Genomic DNA, 20,489 nt, shown 5'->3' with positions numbered 1-20,489 from the left:
TTAGCTATGGAGCACGAACCTCTATTTGAGCCAGATTCGGACATCACAAGACGATTAGAAAAGCTCGATGGTGAAGGTTTAGAGCTTTATGTTGCTGATTTGTTGAGCATGTTTAGGCCATTGGGTTGGAAGGTATATGTAACCAAAAGATCACGTGATATGGGCGGCGACTTGGTTTTAGACAACCCAGATGGCATCAGATATGTTATTCAAGCCAAGCACCGCCAAGACGATGAAAAGGTAATTGGACTTTCAGCGGTGCAGCAAGCTGTAGCAGCAAAAGCCGCTTACGGTGCCCATCACTCCATAGCGATGAGCAATGCAGTTGATTTTTCTGAACCAGCTAAACGTTTGGCGGCGTACAACAAGACTATTCTTTGGACTAAGCATGAGTTGCAAAAGTTGTACTTTGCCTCTATTTATCGAGACGAAAAGCTTTTGCAAGAAATAGGTTTGGAACTTGGTAAGCCTGCTAGTTTGCCTAGAACGCAAAGTACTTTTGAGCTTGTGCCCCATATTCCATCTCCGGAGTCTGTTTTTGTCTCCCAGTCAGGACGGCAGGCTGAGCAAAAAACCCTCCCACTGGAAGTTCGCCCCCGCTTTACTCCTAAAGCACCAAAAAACAAGTCGTTTTTGTTATGGGCACCTGCTTTCTTGGTTGCACTCTTGGCTGCAATCGCCATTTTTGGGTTTAAGAGGGTTTGGGTAGCATCAGAGCAGCCATCTCCAGAAGATGTGGTCATAGGGTATGACCGTGCCTATCGCCATGCTTTGAACACCAACGATACTTCCCGGTTGTTTGAATATGCTGCCCAAGAGCTTATTTCAGCAAGGGTGCAGCCCTGGATAGATCAACGAGCAAGACGGGGTTGTATCCTCTTCACCGTTGAGAAAGAGCCGATGCGGGTGCTGGGTATAGACGTTCGCGGGGACGTTGCCAATGCCACAGTGCGGAAGTCCTGGAAGCAGACTTTGGTATGTCCTGGTCAACAGGATCAGGTTAAAACCGACGGCCCATTTGAAATGAGGTACGTACTGAAAAAATCAGACGGCTGGAAGATCGTGGAGAGTGGAGGCAACTAAGTAACATGCCCCGACGCGGCAAAGGCGAAGGCTCCATCTTCCAGCGCAAGGACGGGCGCTGGGCGGCCTTCGTGACCATCGGCTACGGCCCGGATGGCAAGCAGCGCAAACGCTGGGTGTACGGGCGCACCCGGCGCGAGGTGGCCGAGGCCCTGGCCCGGCTGTTGCCCAGGGCTGGCTATGGGCTGATTCAACCCACCCGCTTGCGGCTGGGCGAGTGGCTCGAGCGCTGGGCGGATGAGCGCGCCCGATCCAAAGGATTACGCCCTTCTACCGTTCAGAATTACCGCAATTATCAGCAGTTACTCAAGCCGCTAGCTGCCACCCCCTTGACCCGCCTTTCCCCGCTGGCTATCCGCGCTCGCTTTGCAGAACTGGCGGAACTCTCCCCTTCCACCCGTCGCCATTTGTACCAATTCCTGCGAGCGGCTTTGCGGGACGCGGTACGGGTGGGTCTTCTGGAGGCAAACCCCATGGACGCTGTAGACCCTCCCACTGGCGGCACGGTGCGCCCTCCACGGGCGTGGAATCGGGAGCAGGTAAGCGCATTTCTCGCAGCGGCCCAGGGCCACCGACTGTATCCGATGTTTTACGTAATGCTGACCACTGGATTGCGTATCGGGGAAGCCATGGCCCTACGCTGGCAGGATTGGCAAGGTGAGAAATTGTGGATTCGCCACACCCTTACCAAGCAACGTACCCTGGGCCCTACCAAAACTTTGGGATCATCGGCCCCTATCTACCTTGACCTTGCTACCCAAACCATTCTGTCTGAACATCGCACGCGCCAGGCTGAAGAACGGGCTACTGCCAAGCGCTGGCTGGATCATGATCTGATTTTCCCGTCGGAGGTTGGTACTCCCCTCTCTTACCGCAATGTCATGCGCACGTTCCAGGCCCTAACCGAACAAGCAAAGGTGCCACGAATCGGTTTGCATGGGTTGCGACACACGTATACCTCGATGGCTTTACAGGCAGGTCTTAGCCCCAAGCAGGTAGCCGACCGCTTGAGACACAAAGATCCCGCCCTAACCCTTCGGATATACCAACACTTACAAGAAGAAGACCGGCGGCAGGCAGCACTGAACCTTGACACCTTATTACACCTACAAAAACAGAGGCTTACCTAAGAAAACTGGAAGTAGCAAAAAATCGAATCTGTCAAAAATACGACCAGGAAAGCAAAACATACAAAAGGCAAAACAGCTAAACATTTACGGATTGGCCTTCTAAGCGGTAGGTCGGGGGTTCGAATCCTCCCGGGCGCGCCACGTCCTGGGCACAAAAACCGGAGGTCGGGTGTGGCCTCCGGTTGCGTTTTACCCCCAAAATTTACCCTCTTTCATCCTACAGGCGCCCCATCCCGCGCCTGCGCGCCGGTATATGCCAGCACCCGTTCGGCCACTTCCTGACCCATCCGAATCACCTCGGGGAGCCCCACCCCCTGGTAGGCCGCGCCAACCAGAAATAAACCCGATAACTCTTCGGCTTTGAGGGCCTGGGCTACGCGCTCGCGGTGGCCCACCGTGTAGCGGGGCAGACCCTCGGGCCAGCGGAATACCCAGGTGTGCAGAGGTTCGGGCACCTGGCCCCACAGACGTGCCAGGTCGCGCAGGGCAAGCTGGGCCAGCTCTTCTTTACTGGCCTCCAGGCCGGAAAAATAAGCGCGCACCAGACCGTAGCCCTCGGGGGCACGGCCCGGCCACTTCTGGTCGGCCCAGGTGAAACCGCGCACGCTGAAGCCGCGGTGGGCGGCCATGAGCATGCCGTGGCCCACCCGGGGCGGTAGCTTTTCTTTGGCAAAGGCGAAGGTGACGGTTGAGGAGGGGCCGTAGGGAATCTGTCGCAAGGCAGCGGCGGCCTCAGGGTGAAGGGGCTCGAGCAGGCATCCGGTGACGGGGGCCGGGGTCGCCAGCACCAGCGCGTCGGCCTGGAGGCTTCCCTGGGTGGTGTGGATGCGCCAGCCACCGGAGCGCTCCAGAGCGGTCACCGTGGTGTTGAGCCTGATCTCTACCCTACCCAGGCGGGCCTGTATAGCCTCGACCAGCCTACCCAGGCCGCCCTCGAGCGAGGCGAAAAGCTGCCCCTTTTCGCGGCTGCCCCGCGCTTTGCGCTGCTGAATGGCCCCCCGGATCAGGCTGCCGTGCTGCTGCTCGAGAGCCTTGAGCTGGGGGAAGGCCGCCAGGGTGGAAAGCTCGTAGGGGTCACCGCCGTAGATGCCACCCGAGAGCGGGGCCACCAGCCGCTCCCAGACCTGCCGGCCCAGCCGGCGCTCGATAAAGGCTCCGAAGGGTTCGTCCTCCGGCGTTCCTTTGGGCAGGAGCAGCTCGAGGGCCGCTCGAGCCTTGCCAAAAGGGCTCAGGAGCGGGCTTTGGGCCAGCGCCTTCAGATCGCCGGGTATAACCATTTGCAGCCCGGCGGGGATGGGCAGGGCCTCGCGCCCGTCGTGAATCAGGGCCGAGGGGTGGGCGGGCTTTGTGCCCACAATCTGGTTTTCCAGGCCGAGCTGGTGCATCAGTTCCAGGGCCCAGGGCTTGTAGCGCACCACCGCATCAGGGCCACCCTCCAGCACGAAGCCGTGCTCGGCGACGGTGGTTATTTTTCCGCCCAGGCGGGCATCGGCCTCGAGCAGGGTGATGTGCAGATGCGGTGCGGCCCGGTGCAGGTAATAGGCCGTCGAAAGGCCCGCCGCCCCACCCCCCACCACCACCACGCTAGCCATGCTGTCCTGCCGTTTCCGCTTTGGGCAGCTCAAAAGCATTCCACTCCCGCACCACCAGGTCGCGCAGCACCTCGATGTAGTCGGGGTCGGCGTTCAGGCTGCGGGTGCGCAGCAGGCGCAGGCCCAGCCGGGCCGCGGTGTTCTGGGCTTCATAGTCGAGGTCGTAGAAGACCTCGAGGTGATCGGAGGGGAAGCCCACCGCCGTCACCACCACCTCCTGGTAGCCCTGGGCGGCGGCTTCCTCGAGCCGCTCGTTCACATCGGGCCCAATCCAGGGCTCCGGGGTGCGGCCCGCCGACTGCCAGGCGGTGTCCCAGTGCGCCAGACCCAGCTTTTGCGCCACCCGCTCGGCGGTGGTGCGCACCTGGGCCTGATAAACGCCATCCTGGGCCGATTTTTCGGGTATGGAGTGGGCCGTGAAAAGGAAGAGGGCCCGCCCCGGCTCGCGCAGCCGCCAGACCTGCTCGAGCACCCGATGGGCCAGGGCCTGAATGTAGCCCGGATGGTCGGGGTAGGCCTCCACCAGCCGGAAGCGGAAAGGATGGCCCAGTTCGGCCAGGGCTTTTTCTACCTTTTCGCGGTACTCGGCGATGCTGCGGGAGGAAAAGTGCGGCGCCGCCACAATGCCCACCGCCTGCTTAACCCCATCCTGGGCCATGGCCTGCACCGCCTCGGCGATGAAGGGGTGCCAGTGCTTGGTGCCCAGGTAGACCCGCGCCGGGCCGCGCACGCGGGGGCCGGGGGAACTCTGAAAAGGCTGCGGGTAGAGGGGCAGGGTGGCGTTCAGGGCGGCCTCGAGCCGCACCGCCTGGGCGTAGGTGATCTCGCTCAGGGGGCTGCGCCCAATCAGGTGGTAGCGCTCGGCCAGCTCGGCCAGCAGCTCCGGGCTGGGGGGCCGCCCGCGCCGGATGTCGGTATAGTAGGGCTCAATTTCCTCCTGCCGATAAGGGGTGCCGTAGGCCATTAAGAGTACGTTCATGGGTTCTCCCGGTATTTGGGCCATCAGGCCAGATCCTCCAGCACCTCGCGGATGTCCTTTTTAATGCAGGTAAACATGGGGGTATCGCGAAGGGTGTAGAGGCTGGCCTCGGTAAAGCGCAGGCGCTGCACCAGATCGACGAACTCCTGGGGGTAGTTGGAGTCGAAGGCCACCACAAACTCCTGGTCGTCGATGCCGTAGGAGTAAGATGTGTTCAGGGTTACGCCGGTAAAGGGGGCCGAAACGTAGATGTGCTCGTCCATCATGCCCTGACGGGCCTGGGGTGAGAGCTTGTACCAGGGCCGGGTCTTGACAAATGGATACACAAACAGGTACTGGCCCTGCCCCGGTAGCAGGTGCACCCCCTCGCCCTCGGGGTTGAAGCGATCCACGTAGATGGAGCGCTTTTGCATGGAGAGGAAGGAGTAGGGCTGGCTCAGATAGCCGGCCAGGGCGGTGCGGTTGAGGTCGCGCTGCATGGCCTGGAAATCGGGCACGTTAAAGCTGATGCGCCAGAGCATGAAGTCCACGTCGGCCCGGGTGCCCACCAGGCTGTAGGTGCGCAGGATGAAGCCCTCGCCCCGCTGGGCCCAGCGCTCACACACCTCGGCAAACTCGGCCTTGGCCGCCTTCACAAACTCGGGGCTCTGCCTTCTAAACGCGGGATCGAGCTTGAAGAAGGCGTAGTTCATGAACTGCCGTTTGGCCTGGTCGGGGGCTTTGCGGCTTACCAGGCCCGCGGGATCCAGATCGACCATGCGCCGGGTTTCCTTCTCTCTGTACTCACGGGTTTCTTTCTCGTTCATGCAGGTTCCTCGCTGTGTCGGTTGAACTGATGCACCACCTCGACCAAGTGGGCCACGTGTTCGGGGGGTGTGGTGCGAATCACCCCGTGGCCCAGGTTGAAGATGTGGGGGCCGCCCAGACCAGCCCTGAGCACCTTGTGGGCTTCCTGGGTAATAACCTCGAGCGGGGCCAGCAAGACCGCCGGATCGAGGTTGCCCTGCAGGGTGTGGGCCGGGAAGAAGGGGCGCACCTGGGCCAGGCTCAGGCGCCAGTCCACGCTCACCGCCTCGCAGGGCAGCAGGGCCAGCAAGGGGTAGAGGTGCGAGGCCCCCACCGCCAGGTAGATGCGCGGCACACCCAGGCCGGCCAGGGCCGACAGGACTTTCTGATTGTAGGGCAGGCCAAAGGTGCGGTAGGTATCCGGGTCGTGCAGACCGGCCCAGGAGTCGAAAAGCTGAACGGCCTCGGCCCCGGCCTCGATCTGCATCCGCAGGTAGCGGATGGTTAGCTCGGTGAGCTTTTGTAAGAGTTGGTGGGCCAGGTGGGGCGCCTGGCGAAGAAAGGCGCGGAATTCCTCGTAGTCCTTGGCGCCGCTCCCCTGTACCAGGTAGGTGGCCAGGGTCAGGGGGGCCCCGGCAAAGCCGATGAGGGCCACGGGCTTACCGGCCAGCTCGCGCCGCACCAGTCGGATGGCCTCGGCCACGTAGGGAGCGATTTCCTGGGGTTCGGGCAGGCGCAGGGCCTCGAGCTGGGCCTGGGTGCGCAGCGGCTCGGCCACCACCGGCCCCGGGTTGAACTCGATCGGCACCCCCATGGCCGGCAAGGGGGTCATGATATCGCTAAAGAGGATGGCCGCGTCCAGCGGAAAACGGCGCAGGGGCTGTAGGGTGATCTCGGCGGCCAGCTCGGGGGTTCTTACCATCTCCCAGAAGCTGGCCCGGGCCTTGATGGCGCGGTACTCGGGCAGGTAGCGCCCGGCCTGGCGCATCAGCCAGAGGGGGGCGCGGGGGGTATCTTCCCCCCAGGCCGCTCGCAAAAACAGTGGGCTCGAGGTGGTGGTAGTGGGGTTTTTCAAGTTGGCTCCTTAGAAAAGGCAGTCTCGGATTTGAGCTCGGGCTGCGGGGTGAAGCGGTAGCCCACCCCCCAGACGGTGTGAAGGTGCACCGGGCGGGCCGGATCGGGCTCGAACAGCCGGCGCAACCGCACCACAAAGTTGTCGATGGTGCGGCTGCTGGGAAACACCTCCTGGCCCCAGACCCGGTCGAGAATCTCGTCGCGGCTCACCACCTGGCCGGCCCGCTCAATCAGCAGGCGCAGAATCGCCATCTCACGCTCGCCCAGCACCTCTTTGCGGCCATCCTTCAGGTAAGCCGTCCAGGCGCGGAAGTCGATCCGATGCCCCGCAAACTCGTACACCGCCCTTGGGGTCTCGGCCCGGCGGCGCAGAAGGTTCTTGACGCGCAGCAAAAACTCGGGCAGGTGGAAGGGTTTGGCCAGGTAATCGTCGCCCCCCACCCTGAGCCCTTCGACCCGCTCCTCGGGGGCCCCTTTGGCCGATAGGAACAGCACCGGGGTGGTCTGGCCCTGGGCGCGCATCTGCCGGCAGACCTGCAGGCCGTTCAGGCCCGGCAGCATCACGTCCAGTACCACCAGGTCGGGGTTCCAGGCCGCCCAGCGCTCGAGAGCCGCGCGACCATCCGGGGCGACTTCCACCGCATAACCCTCGCCCTCGAGGTTATCGGCCAGGGCCCCGGCCAAAGCGGGTTCATCTTCAACCAACAACACCTTGGGCTTCACGCAGGCCTCCTTTCGCCCACCAGCCCCTGGGCTTCAACCAGGGGAAAGCTGAGCACAAAGCGGCTGCCCTGGGGCAGGGCCTCGGCCCAGACCCGGCCACCCATCAGCTCGGTGATGCTCTTGACCAGGTAAAGCCCCAGACCCAGCCCGCGGGTGCGGCGGGTCTGCTCATCGCCCACGCGGTAGAAGGGTTCGAAAATTTGCTGTAGCTGTCCTTTTGACAGGCCCACCCCCCGGTCTTCCACCTCCAGCACGGCCTGCCCACCCTTGGTATGAAGCCGCACCCAGATTGGTTTTTCTGGCTGTGGGCTGTACTTAACGGCGTTGTCGAGCAGGTTCGAAAGCACCAGGCCAAAAGCCTCCGGGTCGAGGTCAACCAGCAAGGGGGTGGGTGATGGCTCAAAGTGCAGGGCGGCCCCACGGGCCACCAGGGTCTGTTGCTGGCGGGCCAGGCAACGGCTGACGGCCTGGTTCAGGTCGTGGCGTTCCGGCTTTATCTGACCCATGCCCTGGGCCAGCCTCGAGGTAGCCAGCAGTCGCTCGGTAAGGTCTTCCATACGGTCAATCTCGTGGATCATGTGCTCCAGGTAGGTGCGCTGCTTTTCGCGGGGCAGCTCCCGCATCGCCAGGGTCTGGGCCAGCAGGCGCAGGGTGCTGATGGGGGTGCGAAACTCGTGCGAGGCAGCCATCAGGAAGTTCTGCTGGCGGCGCTTGAACTCCTGCTCACTCTGCAGGCTGCGCCCGATGATGTAGAGCCCCAGCAGCATCACCAGCAAGAAGACCGGCCCTTCGTAGGCAAACATGCGCAGGTGCCGCATCTGCTCGGTGCGGTAGGCCTGTAGCCGCTCGGGGTTGACATACACCCGCTCGCCCTCGACCTCGAGGTGCGGGAAAGCTTTTTGCAGCTCGAGCCTTAGCGCCTCGCGCTTCTCAGGCGCGGTGGCCGCCCAGAGCTGCTGCACCAGCGCGGCCTCCTGCAACCAGGCGGTCTCGGCGTACTCGATGTTTTGCTGGATGGTGTTGCGCTGAAAAATCAACCACCAGGCCACCTGGGCCAGCAGGAACACCACCACCACCCCGAAAGCCACCCAGACCCAGCCTCGAGACGAGCGCATTTGAATCAACCTTCGCAGTAAACCCACCTCCCGGTTGCCTGCCCTAGGCCCAGCGAATACATATTGTTTTGTTTATCCACTCCTTCAAAGGGTCTTTTATCCCGCCGGTCAACAGCAAGCAGCATGGCTTTCAGATCCAGCCCTGGGCCAGGGCCTCCTGGGCGTGGTAGCTGATGATCAGGTCGGCCCCGGCCCGCTTGATGGCCACCAGGGTCTCGCGCACCGCCCGGGCCTCGTCCAGCACCCCAGCCTGGGCCGCCGCCTTGAGCATGGCGTACTCGCCGCTCACGTTGTAGGCCACCAAAGGCAGTTGGGTCTGCGGGCGCAGGCGGGCCAGAATATCGAGGTAGGCCAGCGCGGGCTTCACCATGAGCATATCCGCCCCTTCGGCCTCGTCGAGGGCGGCTTCGCGTAGGGCCTCGCGGGCGTTGCGGATGTCCATCTGGTAGCTGGCCCGGTCGCCAAAACTGGGGGCGCTCTTGGCCGCATCGCGGAATGGGCCGTAAAAAGCGCTGGCGTACTTGACGGCGTACGAGAGGATGCCCACCCCAGTATGGCCGGCCTGATCCAGGGCACGGCGCAGGTAGCCCACCCGCCCGTCCATCATGTCGGAGGGGGCTACAAAATCGGCGCCGGCCTCGGCGTGGGCCAGGGCCATGGCGGCCAGTTGCGGCAGCGAGCGGTCGTTGTCGATCTGCACCCCTCGAGGGGTCTCTTTCAGCACCCCGCAGTGGCCGTGGGTGGTGTGGGCGCACAGGCAGACGTCGGTGTAGATGACCACATCCTCGCCAAAGGCCTTGCGGGCTTCCCGGATGGCGGTGGGCACCGGGCCGTTGGGATCGGCGGCGCTCTGACCGAAGGGGTCTTTCCAGGTATCGGGCAGCACACCAAAAAGCAGCAGGCTGCGCAGGCCCAGCTCGAGGGCGCGCTCGACCTCGAGCAAGAACCTATCCACGCTGTAGCGGTGAATGCCGGGCAGCGTGGCGATGGGTTCAGCCAGATCCCGACCCGTCGTAATGAAGAACGGCGCCAGGAAGTCGGTGGGGCGCAGGTGGGTCTCGGCCACGCTCTCGCGCAGGGCCGCGCTGGTGCGCAAACGGCGCGGGCGCCGCACAAGGTCGGGCGGGGCCTCGAGGGACTGCACTTCGGGGTTGTCTAAATCGAGCATAATTCACCTCGGATGTACCGGACTGTCTCCAGAACGGCTTCCACGCTGGGCCTCGGCACCACTGTGTGCGGAAAACCCCGCTCGGACAGGGCCGCCGCCGTGGTGGGGCCCAACGCCAGCAGATGGACCTTGCGCCCAACCGCCTCCGGTAAGGCTTCCACCCCGGTGGGGCTGGTCAGCAGCACCAGCTCGGGAACAGGGCCATCGGACGGCCAGGGCAGGGTCTGGGTCTGATAAACCACCACACTGCGCACCACGTAGCCTGCTTCCCGCAGGCGCTGGGCCAGCACCGGGCGCGCGCGGTTGCCCTGCGGCAGCCCCACAAATCCAAAAGGCCTGAGGGCCAGAAACGCCTCGGCCAGGCTCTCGGCGGTCTCCTCGGGGGCGACCAGGTCTACCCTGCCGCCGGCCTCTTCCAGGGCCTGTTGGGTGGCCCGGCCCACCGCCCCCAGCGCCCGACCTGGCAGGCTACCCCTCAGCTCGAGCACCGCCCGCACCGCCGCCACGCTGGTAAACAGCCACCAGCGGCAGTCATCCAGCGGCGCTAAATCGGCGGGCAGGGTCTGGGTCTGAACCAGCGGAAAGCGCAGCACCTCGAGGCCCATCGCCTCCAGGCGCTCCTGCAAACCTTCCAAACGGCCTTCAGACTGGGTTAGGGCGATTCGCATACCACCTCCGGATGCTCGGCGCGAATTTGGTCAAAAACCACCTGTGCCACGGCCTCGGGGGTCGGGGCCTGGGCCTGGTAGCGCCGCCCGCCATACCAGGCCAGGAGCATCAGCCCCTGCGGACCGGCCTGGGCCAGCGCGCCCAGGGCAAGCTGGCAGCCCCCGGCCAGCTTCTGCATGAGCCCCCGCTCCGCTTCCACCGTGCGGCGGGCCTGGGGGTCATCCAGGGGTTGCAGCAGGGCTTTGAGACGGTGATCGTCTGAGCGGCACTCCAGGGCCAGCGCGCCCTGGGCTGGAGCCGGCACCAGCACGGTCGTGGGCAGCACCTGTGTATACAGGCCGCTCAGGTCAAGCTCGAGCCGCTTCAAGCCAGCATAAGCTAGCAAAATAGCGTCGTACTCTCCGCACCGGAGCTTATCCACCCGGGTCGGCACATTCCCGCGCAGCTCCTTCAGACCCAGGTCGGGCCTGAGCTGCCTGAGCTGGGCCTGGCGCCGCGCGGCGCTGGTGCCTGCCAGGGCCCCTGAGCGCAGGGGCAGGCCGGGCGCGGCTTCGTCCAGGGCTTCCGGGCGAACCAGCAAAAGCTCGCGGGGGTCTTCTCTTTTGGGCACGGCGGCAATTTCCAAACCCTCTGGCCGGGCACTGGGCAGGTCTTTAAACGAATGCACGGCCAGGTCGGCCTCCCAGTTCAGCACCGCATCCTGCACCGCTTTGGTAAAGAAGCCCTGGCCTTGCATCTGGGCAAAGGGCCGGCTTTCCCGGTCACCCTGGGTCTCCACCACCACCAGCTCCACCTGAGCGCCCAGCCGCTCGAGCTGTTGCTGCACCCACCCCGCCTGCCACAGCGCCAACCGGCTGCCGCGGGTGGCGATACGCACCCTACCCACGGCCCACCCCCTGGCGCACAGGCCCCACCCGGGCCTCGTCCACCGGATGCAAGGAGCCTGTTCCGTCCCGAAGGGAATCGTCCCTATGGTGCACGGAACTTGTTCCATCCCGAAGGGGATCGTCCCCATGGTGCGCGAAACCTGTTCCGTCCCGAAGGGAATCGTCCACCCAGAGGCCCGCTTCCTGCAAGAACACCTCAGCGGCCTCAGGGCCATGCCGCCGGGCCAGGCCGCGCAGGCCCTTCACCGGGAAATGCGCAAAGCGGTGGGCCAGCCGCTCGACGAGTTCGGGTTCGGCCTGCTCACCCAGCAGCTCGGCCAGGGTACGGCGGTAGGCCTCGCGCATCTGGGTGATGGCCGGTGCAATGGCCCGCTCGGCCCACTCAGCCAGAACCTGCTCCAGCTCCTGGGCCACAATCAGCTCGGCCCTGGCCAGCTCGGCCTGCAGGCGCGCCCGGCGTTCCTCACCCAGGCGTTCCAGCAGATTCAAGTCGAAGAGCGCCACCCCCCGGGTGGCCTCCGGGACTATGTTGGCCGGCATCCCCAGATCCACCGCCACCCTGAGCCGGGGCTGGGCCTGAAAAAAAGAACCGCCAAACAGCCCCGCCACCGGGGTGGCGGCCACCAGGGCCTCGAGCTCGGGGGGGTTTTTTAGAAAATCGGAGAGCGCCATGGCTCGAGCGCCCAGCGCCTCCGCCAGGGCCTGGGCTTTCTCGGGGGTGCGGTTCACCAAAAAAAGCTCGATGCCGGGCAGGGCCGCCAGGCTGCGGGCCGCCAGGCTGCCCATCTCGCCAGTGCCCACCACCGCCACCCGGGCCGGGCGGGGCAGAAGGGCTTCCAGGGCGGGGCGGGCCAGGCTAAATAGCGAGGTCTGGGCCGGGGCCAGCTCCACCTCCCGGCGAACCCGCTTGGCGATCTTGAGCGCGCTCTGAAAAGCAAAGTGGGTTAGGGGGCCCACGCTTCCAGCCTTTTGGGCCGCCTCAAAGGCCTGGCGCACCTGCCGCATAATCTGGTCTTCGCCGGGGTTCACCGAGTCGAGCGAGGCCGCCACCCGGGCCAGGTGCTCCAGGGCCGCCTCGCCCTGGTAGGCATAACCCCGGGGGAGTTCGGGGGGTATCAGGGCCTGCCGGGCGTGCTCGAGCGCCACCCCAGCCCTCAGGGCCAAAACCACCTCGGTGCGATTACAGGTCAACAGGGGCACCCACTCCTCGGCCAAGGCCGATAGCTCGGGGGTGCGGTGCTGCCACCATTCACCCCACTGGGTCAGGGCCTCCATCCCACCCCTCCGCTGTGATACCCCAATCAGGGCCAGCCGCTCCATACGAGACTGATTATCAATAGCAAAACGCTTAGAAAAGTGTCACAAAACTGTCACCGGCCTCACCCATCCTGGTCAATTGTACCGTGCGAAACGCCCCAAAGCACTCTCATGGGGTGCGCCCCTTCCCCCGCCAGGCCCCTGGGTTGTCCTAGAGGGTCAAAGGGTGCTAAGTTCTGCACATGCACCACTCAACTGCACGGTCTGAAGAGTTATTCAGGGAAGCTCAGCAGGTGATCCCTGGCGGGGTCAACTCGCCAGTACGGGCCTTTAAGGCTGTGGGGGGCACCCCGCGCTTTATCGCGCGGGCCCAGGGGGCCTACCTCTGGGACGCCGACGGCAACCAGCTCCTGGATTACATTGGCTCCTGGGGGCCCATGATTCTGGGGCACAACCACCCAGCGGTCGTTGCGGCCATCCAGCAGGCCCTGGCCGAAGGGCTGAGCTACGGGGCCCCCACCGAGCGGGAGATCCGGCTGGCCCAGCGGGTGCGGGAGGCCTACCCCAGCGCCGACCTGGTGCGCTTCGTAAGCAGCGGCACCGAGGCCACCATGAGCGCCCTGCGGCTGGCCCGGGGCTACACCGGGCGCGACCTGATCGTGAAGTTCCGGGGCAACTACCACGGCCATGCCGACAGCCTCCTGGTGCAGGCCGGCTCGGGCCTCCTTACCGGGGGCGGGGGCAGCGCCCGCAGCGCCCCCTCGAGCGCCGGGGTGCCCCAGGCCTTCGCCGAGCTGACCCTGGTGGCCGACTACAACGAGCCCCAGGCCCTGGAAGACCTGTTCCAGCGCTACGGCGAGCAGATCGCCGCGGTGATCTTCGAGCCAGTGGTGGGCAACGCGGGGGTGCTCATCCCCACGCCCGCGTTCCTCGAGGCCCTGCACCGCCTGACCCGCCAGTACGGGGCCCTGCTGATCGCCGACGAGGTGATGACCGGCTTCCGCCTGGCCAAGGGGGGCGCGGTGGAGCTTCTGGGCCTGCAGCCCGACCTGATCTGCTGGGGCAAGATTCTGGGGGGCGGGCTGCCGGTGGGGGCCTACGGGGGCCGGGCCGAGATCATGCAGCAGGTGGCGCCGCTGGGCCCGGTCTACCAGGCCGGCACCCTGAGCGGAAACCCGCTCTCCATGGCCGCCGGGCTGGCTACCCTGGAGACCCTTTTCCAGGATCCGCCCTACGCCCGGCTCGAGGCCTACGGCGCGGCGCTCGAGCAAGGCCTGCAAACCCTGTTTGCCGAGGCCGGGCTGCCGGTCGCCATCAACCGCGTAGGCTCCATGATTACGGTTTTCTTCCGCGAGGGGCCCGTACAGACCTACACCGAGGCCGTGGCCTCCGACACCGAGCGCTTCAAGGCCTTCTTCCACGGCCTGTTGCAACGGGGCGTCTACTGGCCCCCCAGCCAGTTCGAGGCCGCCTTCTTCTCGCTGGCGCACGGCCCGCAAGAGCTGGACAAAACCCTCGAGGCCATCGCCCAGGCGCTGAAAGAACCTGCCCTCCTTGTAAGATGAACCTCGGTGTGCGTTTATAAAAATACGGACATCCTGGGCATTTCCCAATAACACTAAGCGGGAATACGGCCCCTCCCGCTCAAAGCGTTGATGCGATCCTGGCAGCTTTTGAAAGCTGCCGTTGACACTGCGCCTTGCATCTACCTATACTCGGCCCAGGTGTATAAAACACCGGGAGGTTTTGCTATGTGGACTCGAGGTCTGCTTCTGGCGCTGTTATTCCTCACCAGCCTGGGCCTGGCCCAGTCGCGCACCAATGTGCGCTTTACCCTGGACTTTGCTTTTCAGGGGCCCACCGCGCCTTTTTTGCTGGCCCAGGACAAGGGCTACTACAGCGCCGAGGGGCTGAACGTGAGCATTGACCGGGGTTTTGGCTCTGCCGATGCCATCAGCAAAATTGCCGCCGGCAACTACGACATGGGCTTTGCAGACTTCAATTCCCTGATCGAGTTCAACACCCGAAACCCCAACAACCAGCTCCTGGCGGTGTTCATGGTCTACAACACCACCCCCGCCGCGGTGTTTGCCATCAAGGGCAAAGGCATTGCCCGCCCCACCGACCTGGCGGGCAAAACCCTGGCCGCCCCCGCAGGCGACGCGGGCCGCCGGCTCTTCCCGGTGTTTGCCGAGGCGGTGGGCCTGGACGCTTCTAAAGTCAACTTCATCAACGTGGACGTGCCGCTGCGCGAGCCCACCCTGGCCCGCGGTCAGGCCGACGGCATCACCGGTTTTTACTTCACCTCCTTCCTCAACCTGAAAAACGTGGGGGTCAAGCCCGAGGATCTGGTCATCTTCAAGTACGGCGACTACACCCAGGATCTCTACGGCAACGCGGTGGTGGTGCGACGCGACTTCGCCCAGGCCAACCCCCAGGCGGTGGCGGCCTTTTTGCGGGCTTTGGTCAAGGGCTTCAAGGATGTGATCGCCAACCCCGACGAGGGCGTGGCGGCGGTCAAGCGGCGGGACGGGCTCATCAACGAGGCCCTCGAGCGCGAGCGGCTGCTGCTGGCCCTCAACACCCACGTCCTCACCGCCGACAGCCGGGCCTTCGGGCTGGGCTCGGTACGGCGGGAGCGGGTAGAGCGCAACATCCGCGCGGTGGTCAAAGCCTTCGACCTCAACACCACGTTGCGGGTGGAGCAGGTCTGGAGCGAGCGCTTCCTGCCCCCCATCGCCGAGCGGCGGGTCACCGGCCCGGCGCGATGAGCCTTTTTGACCATCCAACCCCAGCAGGCTAAACTCTAGCCAAGGAACAGCCATGCCCTTCATTGAGCTCAGCAACGTAAGCCTGCGCTACGACAACGGCTACCTGGCGGTGGAGGGGGTCAACCTCTCCATCGCTAAAGGGGAGTTCGTGGCGCTGGTGGGGCCTTCGGGCTGCGGAAAGTCTACGCTCTTGCGGGTAATCTCGGGGCTGCGCCCCCCCAGCAGCGGCCAGGCCACCGTGCACGGTCAGGTGGTGCGGGGGCCCATCGCCGGCATTGGGATGGCCTTCCAGAACCCCACCCTGATGCCCTGGCGCACCATCCTGCAAAACATTCTATTGCCGCTCGAGGTCTCGGCAAAGCACAAGCAGCAGTACCGGCAGAACCCCAAGCCCTACATCGAGGCAGCCCGCGAGCTGATGGCCTCGGTGGGCCTCGCCGGTTTCGAGAACGCGCACGTCTGGGAGCTTTCGGGCGGGATGCAGCAGCGGGCCAGCCTGTGCCGGGCGCTCATCCATCAGCCCGAAATTCTGATGCTCGACGAGCCCTTCTCGGCGCTCGACGCCTTTACCCGCGAGGAGCTGTGGCAGGCCATGCAGGTGCTCTACATGAGCCGCAAGCCCACGGTAATTCTGGTTACCCACGACCTGCGCGAGGCGGTGTACCTCTCCGACACCATCTACACCATGAGCACCCGCCCCGGCAAAATCGCCTATGCCCGCCGGGTGGAGTTTCCCCGCCCCAGGGCCCTCGAGCTCACCTACGAAGACGGGTTTACCCACATCGTCAAGGAATTGCGCGAACAGATCGGGGGCCTGCGCACCCAGATCAGCGGCCTGAAGGGGGTGGGCGCATGAACCTCCGCACCCGCGACACCCTGATTGCCGCCGGGGCGAGTGTGGGCTTGTTTGTGCTGTGGGAGCTCTCGGTGCGGCTCTTCAAGATTCCGCCCTTTGTGCTGCCCGCCCCCTCGCAGGCCATCGCGTCGCTGCTGCCGGTCTGGGGGGTGGTGCTGGGCCACGCCTGGCAGACCCTCTGGACGACCCTGGCCGGTTTTGGGATTGCGGTGGTGGCCGGGGTGCTGCTAGGGGCGGCGGTGGGCACCTCCAAGCCCCTGAACCTGGCCCTGTATCCCATCCTGGTGGGCTTCAACAGCGTGCCCAAGGCGGCTCTGGTGCCGGTGCTGGTGCTGTGGTTTGGCATCGGGACGGTGCCGGCCATCCTAACCGCTTTTCTAATCTCGTTTTTCCCCATCGTGGTGAACGTGGCTACCGGGCTGGCCTCGGTGCCGCCGGAGCTGCGGGAGGTGTTGCGGGTGCTGGGCTCGAGCCGCCTCGAGGCCTTTACCAGGGTCTCTATTCCCTTCTCCATGCCCTACTTCTTCGCTTCGCTCAAGGTGGCCATCACCCTGGCCTTTGTGGGCGCGGTCATCTCCGAGATCGCCGCCTCGCAAAAGGGCATCGGCTACCTGATGACCTCGGCCAGCTCGCAGTTCAACGTGCCGCTGGTCTTTGGTGGGCTCTTGCTCATCGCAATCATGGGCATCGCGCTCTATGCGGTATTTGCCATTTTGGAGCGCCGCCTGGTGGGCTGGGCCTACCGCGGCCAGAACGCATAAATATGAACCTTGAAGCAGTAAATCTTCTCTCCAAAGAAGCCTTTGTCGAACAGGTGGGCTGGGTCTTCGAGCACTCGCCCTGGATCGCCGAGCAGGCCTGGGCGCAACGGCCCTGGGCCAGCCTCGAGGCCCTGCAGCAAAGCCTGGTGCAGGTGGTGCGGCAGGCCCCCAAGGAGGCCCAGCTCGCCCTCCTGCGGGCCCACCCCGACCTGGGCAGCCGCGCCCGCATGGCCCCCGCCTCGGCGGCGGAGCAGAAGGGGGCTGGCCTGGATGCCCTCTCCCCCGCCGAGTTCGAGCGCATCCAGGCCCTGAACCGGGCCTACACCAAGAAGTTCGGCTTCCCCTTCATCCTGGCGGTGCGGGGCAAAACCAAAGCCGATATCTTGCAGGCCATGGAGCAGAGGCTCCACAACCCATCGGACGTTGAGTTTCAGACAGCCCTGGAGGAAGTCTTCAAAATTGCCTATTTCCGGCTGACCGATCTGCTGAGATAGCAGCAAAACAACGCTGGGATATCACACAGCCATCCTCAAAAACCAGCCAACGCTACCACACCCGCTAGAGAAAACCACGATAGAATCAGCCAAGACCATGAACCCCCTCCACCAAGACCGACTGCGAATCGTTAAGTGGCCCTGGGTGCTGGCCCTCCTGGCTATCTTCGCCGTGGCGGTGGCCCTCACCCTGGCGAACGGCTGGCAGGCCCACGCCCGGGAGTGGCTCAACCTGGTGGTGCGCTGGCTGCACATCATCTACGGCGTCGCCTGGATTGGGGCCAGCTTCTACTTCATCTTTCTGGAGAACGCCCTCGAGCGCCAGGGTGTGCGGGCCGAGCTTTCCGGCAACATCTGGGCCATCCACGGCGGCGGCATCTACTACCTGGAGAAGTACAAAACCGCCCCCAAAGAGCTGCCCCGATACCTGCACTGGTTCAAGTGGGATGCCTACCTCACCTGGGTTACGGGCTTCTTGCTGCTCATCATCGTCTACTATGCCGATCCCCGCACCATCCTGCTGGCCCCCGGCAGCACCCTGCCAGGCTGGGCGGCCATCGCGATTGCTATTGCAAGCCTGGTAGCGGCCTGGCTGGTTTACGTGGGGCTTTCCAGCACCCAACTGCTCTACCGCCCGGCTTTGTTTTTGCTGGTGGGTGGGGTGCTGGTCGCGCTGGCGGCTTATCTGCTGGGGCAGGTCTTCAGCGGGCGCGGCACCTTCATGCACATCGGGGCCATGCTGGGCACCATCATGGCGGCCAACGTGTTTTTTGTGATCATCCCCTCACAAAAAAAGCTGGTGCGGGCCGCGCAACGGGGCGAGGCCCTCGACCCCAACTTTGTGGCCTGGGTGCAGCTTCGCTCCCGCCACAACAACTACCTCACCCTGCCGGTGCTTTTCACCATGATCGCCCACCACTTCCCCATGACCTATAACAACGGGGCCAACTGGCTCATCCTGATCCTGCTCTTCGTGGCCGGGGTGGCGGTGCGGCACTTCATCAACGTGACCGAGAAAGAGCACCACAAAACCCTGACGGAAGGTGGGGCCATGCCCTACCTGCTGGTGCTGGCGGCGGCTTTGCTCCTGGGGGCTTTCTACCTGACCGCCCCGCGCCAGAGCCCCGAAGCCCAGGGCCAGCCGGCGGTAACCTTTGCCGAGGTGCAGGCCATCATCGCCGCACACTGCCAGATGTGCCACGCGGCCCGCCCCACCCAGCCGGGCTTTGCCTCGGCGCCGGGGGGGGTGGTGCTCGAGACCCCCGAGCAGATCGTGGGGTATGCCCAGAAAATCAAGCAGGTTTCGGTGGACACCCAGTACATGCCCCTAATGGTGCCAGGGGTTCCGCCCATGACCCCCGAGCAGCGGGCCAGGCTGGGGGCCTGGGTGGCCCAGGGCGCGCCGGGGCCGTAGGATTAAGGCATGGCACGCCTCTCAACCCATGTGCTGGACACCGCCCACGGCCGCCCCGCGGCGGGGCTCGACCTCGAGCTCTACCGCATCGGCCCCGCGGGCGAGCGCACCTTGGTGACCGCGGCCCGCACCAACGCCGATGGCCGTACCGATACCCCCTTGCTCTCGGGCGAGACCATCCCGGTGGGCCTGTACGAGCTGGTCTTCCACGTGGCCGCCTACTTCAAGGCCCAGGGCGTCCCCCTGCCCGACCCCCCCTTTCTGGACGAGGTGCCCATCCGCTTCGGCATCGCCGAGGCCCGAGGGCACTACCACGTACCGCTCCTCATCTCGCCCTACGGCTACAGCACCTATCGGGGTAGCTGAGTACCCCAAGGGAAGCTTCATCCCTTGTCCCGTCCGCAGCAAACCACGTTTTTCGCTTCCCACGGGGGCTCACTGCCCTACGAACAAGAACGCATCCCAACTGACCCGACCATGAACCTTTCCGATACCGACTTCTCCCAACTGGCCCAGGAAGCCCTCGAGCGCTGCCTGGCCCTGGGCCGCCTATCCGAAGAGGCAGGCCGCCTGACCCGCACCTTCCTCTCCCCCCCCATGCGGGAGGTGCACCGGCTGCTCACCGCCTGGATGCAGGAGCTGGGCATGGCGGTGCGGGTGGACGCGGTGGGGAACCTGATCGGGCGCTACCCCGGCCAGACCCCCGACGCCCCGGCCCTGCTGATGGGCTCGCACGTGGACACCGTGCGGGATGCGGGCCGTTTCGATGGCCTTCTGGGGGTAACGCTGGCGCTGGCGGTGGTGAAGGCCCTGGGGGGCCGCAGGCTGTCCCTTGCCATTGAGGTGATCGCCTTCTCGGAAGAGGAGGGAGTGCGGTTTGGGGTGCCCTTTCTGGGGAGCAAGGCCATCGTCGGGCGGTTCGAGCCGGCGCTGCTAAAGCTGCAAGACGCCGAGGGTCAGACGGTCGAGGCGGCCATCCGGGCCTTTGGCTTAGAGCCCGCCCAGATTCCCCAGGCCGCCTACGACCCCGCTTTTGTCAAAGGGTTTCTGGAGTTTCACATCGAGCAGGGGCCGGTGCTGGAGGCCCTGGGGTATCCGCTGGGCCTGGTGGAGGGCATCGTGGGGCAGAGCCGGCTCGAGGTGGCCTTCCGCGGCCAGGCCGGGCATGCCGGCACCGCGCCCATGCACCTGCGCAAAGACGCCCTGGCCGGGGCCGCCGAGTGGATTACCCTGGTCGAGCGCGAGGCCCGCGAGGAGCCGGGCCTGGTGGCTACGGTGGGCATGATCACCGCATTGCCTGGGGCGGCCAACGTGATTCCGGGGGAGGTGCAGATGAGCCTGGATGTGCGCCACCTCGAGGACGATACCCGCAGCCAGGCGGTCGCCAACCTGATCACCCGGGCCCAGCAGGTGGCCCAGCGCCGGGGCCTCGAGCTTGGCTACCAGACCCTCTACGAGCAGCCCGCCGTGCCCTGCGACCCCGGCCTGAATAGGCTGCTGGCCCAGGCCTTGGAGGCCCAGGGCTACCCGGTGCACCGCATGGTCTCGGGGGCCGGGCACGATGCCATGGTAATGGCCGCACTCTGCCCCGCCACCATGCTGTTTTTGCGCAGCCCCGGCGGTCTCTCGCACCACCCGGAGGAGTCGGTCTGGCCGCAGGACGTGGAGGCCGCCTTGCGGGTGGGCCTGGACTTTTTGCACAGGCTGGCGGCCCATCTGGGTTAGGAGGT

20 protein-coding genes are annotated in these 20,489 nt (G+C 64.9%); 10 read left to right on the top strand and 10 right to left on the bottom strand.

Translation table 11 applies throughout. The features are described 5' to 3' along the window. The first annotated feature begins 6 nt into the window (after positions 1–6). Both MRUB_RS07140 and MRUB_RS07135 read left to right on the top strand, forming a co-directional pair. Positions 7–1,083, top strand: a complete 1,077-nt coding sequence (locus tag MRUB_RS07140; RefSeq protein ID WP_013013689.1) for a restriction endonuclease — start codon at positions 7–9, stop codon at positions 1,081–1,083. A gap of 5 nt (positions 1,084–1,088) precedes the next feature. After that, on the top strand, positions 1,089–2,213 hold the full coding sequence (locus tag MRUB_RS07135) for a tyrosine-type recombinase/integrase (RefSeq protein ID WP_013013688.1): 1,125 nt from the start codon (positions 1,089–1,091) through the stop codon (positions 2,211–2,213). A 212-nt stretch (positions 2,214–2,425) separates the two neighbouring features. Here MRUB_RS07135 and hemG read toward each other — a convergent pair whose 3' ends face one another. The 10 genes from hemG to MRUB_RS07085 form a co-directional block, all read right to left on the bottom strand. Continuing rightward, positions 2,426–3,805: a protoporphyrinogen oxidase gene (gene hemG, locus MRUB_RS07130; RefSeq protein WP_013013687.1), complete on the bottom strand. Its 1,380-nt coding sequence runs from the start codon at positions 3,803–3,805 to the stop codon at positions 2,426–2,428. Further along, positions 3,798–4,784, bottom strand: coding sequence for a ferrochelatase (gene hemH / locus MRUB_RS07125; RefSeq protein ID WP_024050157.1), 987 nt, complete (start codon positions 4,782–4,784; stop codon positions 3,798–3,800). Before hemH ends, hemG begins: the two co-directional genes overlap by 8 nt. Before the next feature lie 23 nt (positions 4,785–4,807). Next, the gene (locus tag MRUB_RS07120) at positions 4,808–5,590 is read right to left on the bottom strand and encodes a chlorite dismutase family protein (RefSeq protein ID WP_013013685.1); all 783 of its coding nucleotides are present in this window, start codon (positions 5,588–5,590) and stop codon (positions 4,808–4,810) included. Beyond that, positions 5,587–6,645, bottom strand: a complete 1,059-nt coding sequence (gene hemE / locus MRUB_RS07115) for a uroporphyrinogen decarboxylase (protein ID WP_013013684.1) — start codon at positions 6,643–6,645, stop codon at positions 5,587–5,589. The genes MRUB_RS07120 and hemE overlap by 4 nt, the downstream gene beginning before the upstream one ends. Next, the gene (locus tag MRUB_RS07110; protein WP_013013683.1) at positions 6,642–7,367 is read right to left on the bottom strand and encodes a response regulator transcription factor; all 726 of its coding nucleotides are present in this window, start codon (positions 7,365–7,367) and stop codon (positions 6,642–6,644) included. The genes hemE and MRUB_RS07110 overlap by 4 nt, the downstream gene beginning before the upstream one ends. Beyond that, positions 7,364–8,482 (bottom strand): sensor histidine kinase, encoded by a 1,119-nt coding sequence (locus tag MRUB_RS07105; protein WP_013013682.1) that lies wholly within the window; start codon positions 8,480–8,482, stop codon positions 7,364–7,366. The genes MRUB_RS07110 and MRUB_RS07105 overlap by 4 nt, the downstream gene beginning before the upstream one ends. A gap of 130 nt (positions 8,483–8,612) precedes the next feature. Next, on the bottom strand, positions 8,613–9,650 hold the full coding sequence (gene hemB / locus MRUB_RS07100; RefSeq protein ID WP_013013681.1) for a porphobilinogen synthase: 1,038 nt from the start codon (positions 9,648–9,650) through the stop codon (positions 8,613–8,615). Beyond that, on the bottom strand, positions 9,638–10,318 hold the full coding sequence (locus MRUB_RS07095) for a uroporphyrinogen-III synthase (protein ID WP_013013680.1): 681 nt from the start codon (positions 10,316–10,318) through the stop codon (positions 9,638–9,640). The genes hemB and MRUB_RS07095 overlap by 13 nt, the downstream gene beginning before the upstream one ends. Then, on the bottom strand, positions 10,303–11,205 hold the full coding sequence (gene hemC, locus MRUB_RS07090; RefSeq protein ID WP_013013679.1) for a hydroxymethylbilane synthase: 903 nt from the start codon (positions 11,203–11,205) through the stop codon (positions 10,303–10,305). Before hemC ends, MRUB_RS07095 begins: the two co-directional genes overlap by 16 nt. Continuing rightward, entirely contained in the window at positions 11,198–12,526 is a 1,329-nt protein-coding gene (locus MRUB_RS07085) for an NAD(P)-binding domain-containing protein (protein ID WP_015586573.1), read from the bottom strand. Before MRUB_RS07085 ends, hemC begins: the two co-directional genes overlap by 8 nt. A gap of 179 nt (positions 12,527–12,705) precedes the next feature. Here MRUB_RS07085 and hemL point away from each other — a divergent pair, with 179 nt between their 5' ends. The 8 genes from hemL (at position 12,706) to MRUB_RS07045 (ending at position 20,484) form a co-directional block, all read left to right on the top strand. Then, positions 12,706–14,028: a glutamate-1-semialdehyde 2,1-aminomutase gene (gene hemL / locus MRUB_RS07080; RefSeq protein WP_013013677.1), complete on the top strand. Its 1,323-nt coding sequence runs from the start codon at positions 12,706–12,708 to the stop codon at positions 14,026–14,028. A 186-nt stretch (positions 14,029–14,214) separates the two neighbouring features. Beyond that, on the top strand, positions 14,215–15,234 hold the full coding sequence (locus MRUB_RS07075; protein WP_013013676.1) for an ABC transporter substrate-binding protein: 1,020 nt from the start codon (positions 14,215–14,217) through the stop codon (positions 15,232–15,234). Positions 15,235–15,286: 52 nt separating this feature from the next. Then, the gene (locus tag MRUB_RS07070) at positions 15,287–16,090 is read left to right on the top strand and encodes an ABC transporter ATP-binding protein (protein ID WP_013013675.1); all 804 of its coding nucleotides are present in this window, start codon (positions 15,287–15,289) and stop codon (positions 16,088–16,090) included. Further along, positions 16,087–16,851 (top strand): ABC transporter permease, encoded by a 765-nt coding sequence (locus tag MRUB_RS07065; protein ID WP_013013674.1) that lies wholly within the window; start codon positions 16,087–16,089, stop codon positions 16,849–16,851. The genes MRUB_RS07070 and MRUB_RS07065 overlap by 4 nt, the downstream gene beginning before the upstream one ends. A 2-nt stretch (positions 16,852–16,853) precedes the next feature. Beyond that, positions 16,854–17,345: a 2-oxo-4-hydroxy-4-carboxy-5-ureidoimidazoline decarboxylase gene (gene uraD, locus MRUB_RS07060; protein WP_013013673.1), complete on the top strand. Its 492-nt coding sequence runs from the start codon at positions 16,854–16,856 to the stop codon at positions 17,343–17,345. Between the two features lie 97 nt (positions 17,346–17,442). Continuing rightward, positions 17,443–18,759, top strand: coding sequence for a urate hydroxylase PuuD (locus tag MRUB_RS07055; protein WP_013013672.1), 1,317 nt, complete (start codon positions 17,443–17,445; stop codon positions 18,757–18,759). Between the two features lie 9 nt (positions 18,760–18,768). Next, on the top strand, positions 18,769–19,125 hold the full coding sequence (gene uraH, locus MRUB_RS07050) for a hydroxyisourate hydrolase (RefSeq protein WP_013013671.1): 357 nt from the start codon (positions 18,769–18,771) through the stop codon (positions 19,123–19,125). Positions 19,126–19,236: 111 nt separating this feature from the next. Beyond that, positions 19,237–20,484 carry an allantoate amidohydrolase gene (locus tag MRUB_RS07045; protein WP_013013670.1) on the top strand — a complete coding sequence of 416 codons (1,248 nt, stop codon included), beginning with the start codon at positions 19,237–19,239 and terminating at the stop codon, positions 20,482–20,484. Positions 20,485–20,489 lie beyond the last annotated feature (5 nt).

Origin of the sequence: Meiothermus ruber DSM 1279 (assembly GCF_000024425.1) — a bacterium.
Lineage (GTDB): Bacteria > Deinococcota > Deinococci > Deinococcales > Thermaceae > Meiothermus > Meiothermus ruber.
Note: the sequence above shows the minus strand (reverse complement) of the source record. Positions and strands in the feature narration are given on the sequence as shown.

Excerpts from the sequence above, each read along its gene's own strand:
- MRUB_RS07070 (WP_013013675.1), top strand. The coding sequence starts at position 15,287 with ATGCCCTTCATTGAGCTCAGCAACGTAAGCCTGCGCTACGACAACGGC.
- hemL (WP_013013677.1), top strand. The coding sequence starts at position 12,706 with ATGCACCACTCAACTGCACGGTCTGAAGAGTTATTCAGGGAAGCTCAG.
- hemH (WP_024050157.1), bottom strand. The coding sequence starts at position 4,784 with ATGAACGTACTCTTAATGGCCTACGGCACCCCTTATCGGCAGGAGGAA.
- MRUB_RS07095 (WP_013013680.1), bottom strand. The coding sequence starts at position 10,318 with ATGCGAATCGCCCTAACCCAGTCTGAAGGCCGTTTGGAAGGTTTGCAG.
- MRUB_RS07075 (WP_013013676.1), top strand. The coding sequence starts at position 14,215 with ATGTGGACTCGAGGTCTGCTTCTGGCGCTGTTATTCCTCACCAGCCTG.
- hemB (WP_013013681.1), bottom strand. The coding sequence starts at position 9,650 with ATGCTCGATTTAGACAACCCCGAAGTGCAGTCCCTCGAGGCCCCGCCC.
- uraD (WP_013013673.1), top strand. The coding sequence starts at position 16,854 with ATGAACCTTGAAGCAGTAAATCTTCTCTCCAAAGAAGCCTTTGTCGAA.
- MRUB_RS07140 (WP_013013689.1), top strand. The coding sequence starts at position 7 with ATGGAGCACGAACCTCTATTTGAGCCAGATTCGGACATCACAAGACGA.
- MRUB_RS07055 (WP_013013672.1), top strand. The coding sequence starts at position 17,443 with ATGAACCCCCTCCACCAAGACCGACTGCGAATCGTTAAGTGGCCCTGG.
- uraH (WP_013013671.1), top strand. The coding sequence starts at position 18,769 with ATGGCACGCCTCTCAACCCATGTGCTGGACACCGCCCACGGCCGCCCC.
- MRUB_RS07120 (WP_013013685.1), bottom strand. The coding sequence starts at position 5,590 with ATGAACGAGAAAGAAACCCGTGAGTACAGAGAGAAGGAAACCCGGCGC.
- MRUB_RS07065 (WP_013013674.1), top strand. The coding sequence starts at position 16,087 with ATGAACCTCCGCACCCGCGACACCCTGATTGCCGCCGGGGCGAGTGTG.
- MRUB_RS07085 (WP_015586573.1), bottom strand. The coding sequence starts at position 12,526 with ATGGAGCGGCTGGCCCTGATTGGGGTATCACAGCGGAGGGGTGGGATG.
- hemG (WP_013013687.1), bottom strand. The coding sequence starts at position 3,805 with ATGGCTAGCGTGGTGGTGGTGGGGGGTGGGGCGGCGGGCCTTTCGACG.
- MRUB_RS07045 (WP_013013670.1), top strand. The coding sequence starts at position 19,237 with ATGAACCTTTCCGATACCGACTTCTCCCAACTGGCCCAGGAAGCCCTC.
- MRUB_RS07135 (WP_013013688.1), top strand. The coding sequence starts at position 1,089 with ATGCCCCGACGCGGCAAAGGCGAAGGCTCCATCTTCCAGCGCAAGGAC.
- MRUB_RS07105 (WP_013013682.1), bottom strand. The coding sequence starts at position 8,482 with ATGCGCTCGTCTCGAGGCTGGGTCTGGGTGGCTTTCGGGGTGGTGGTG.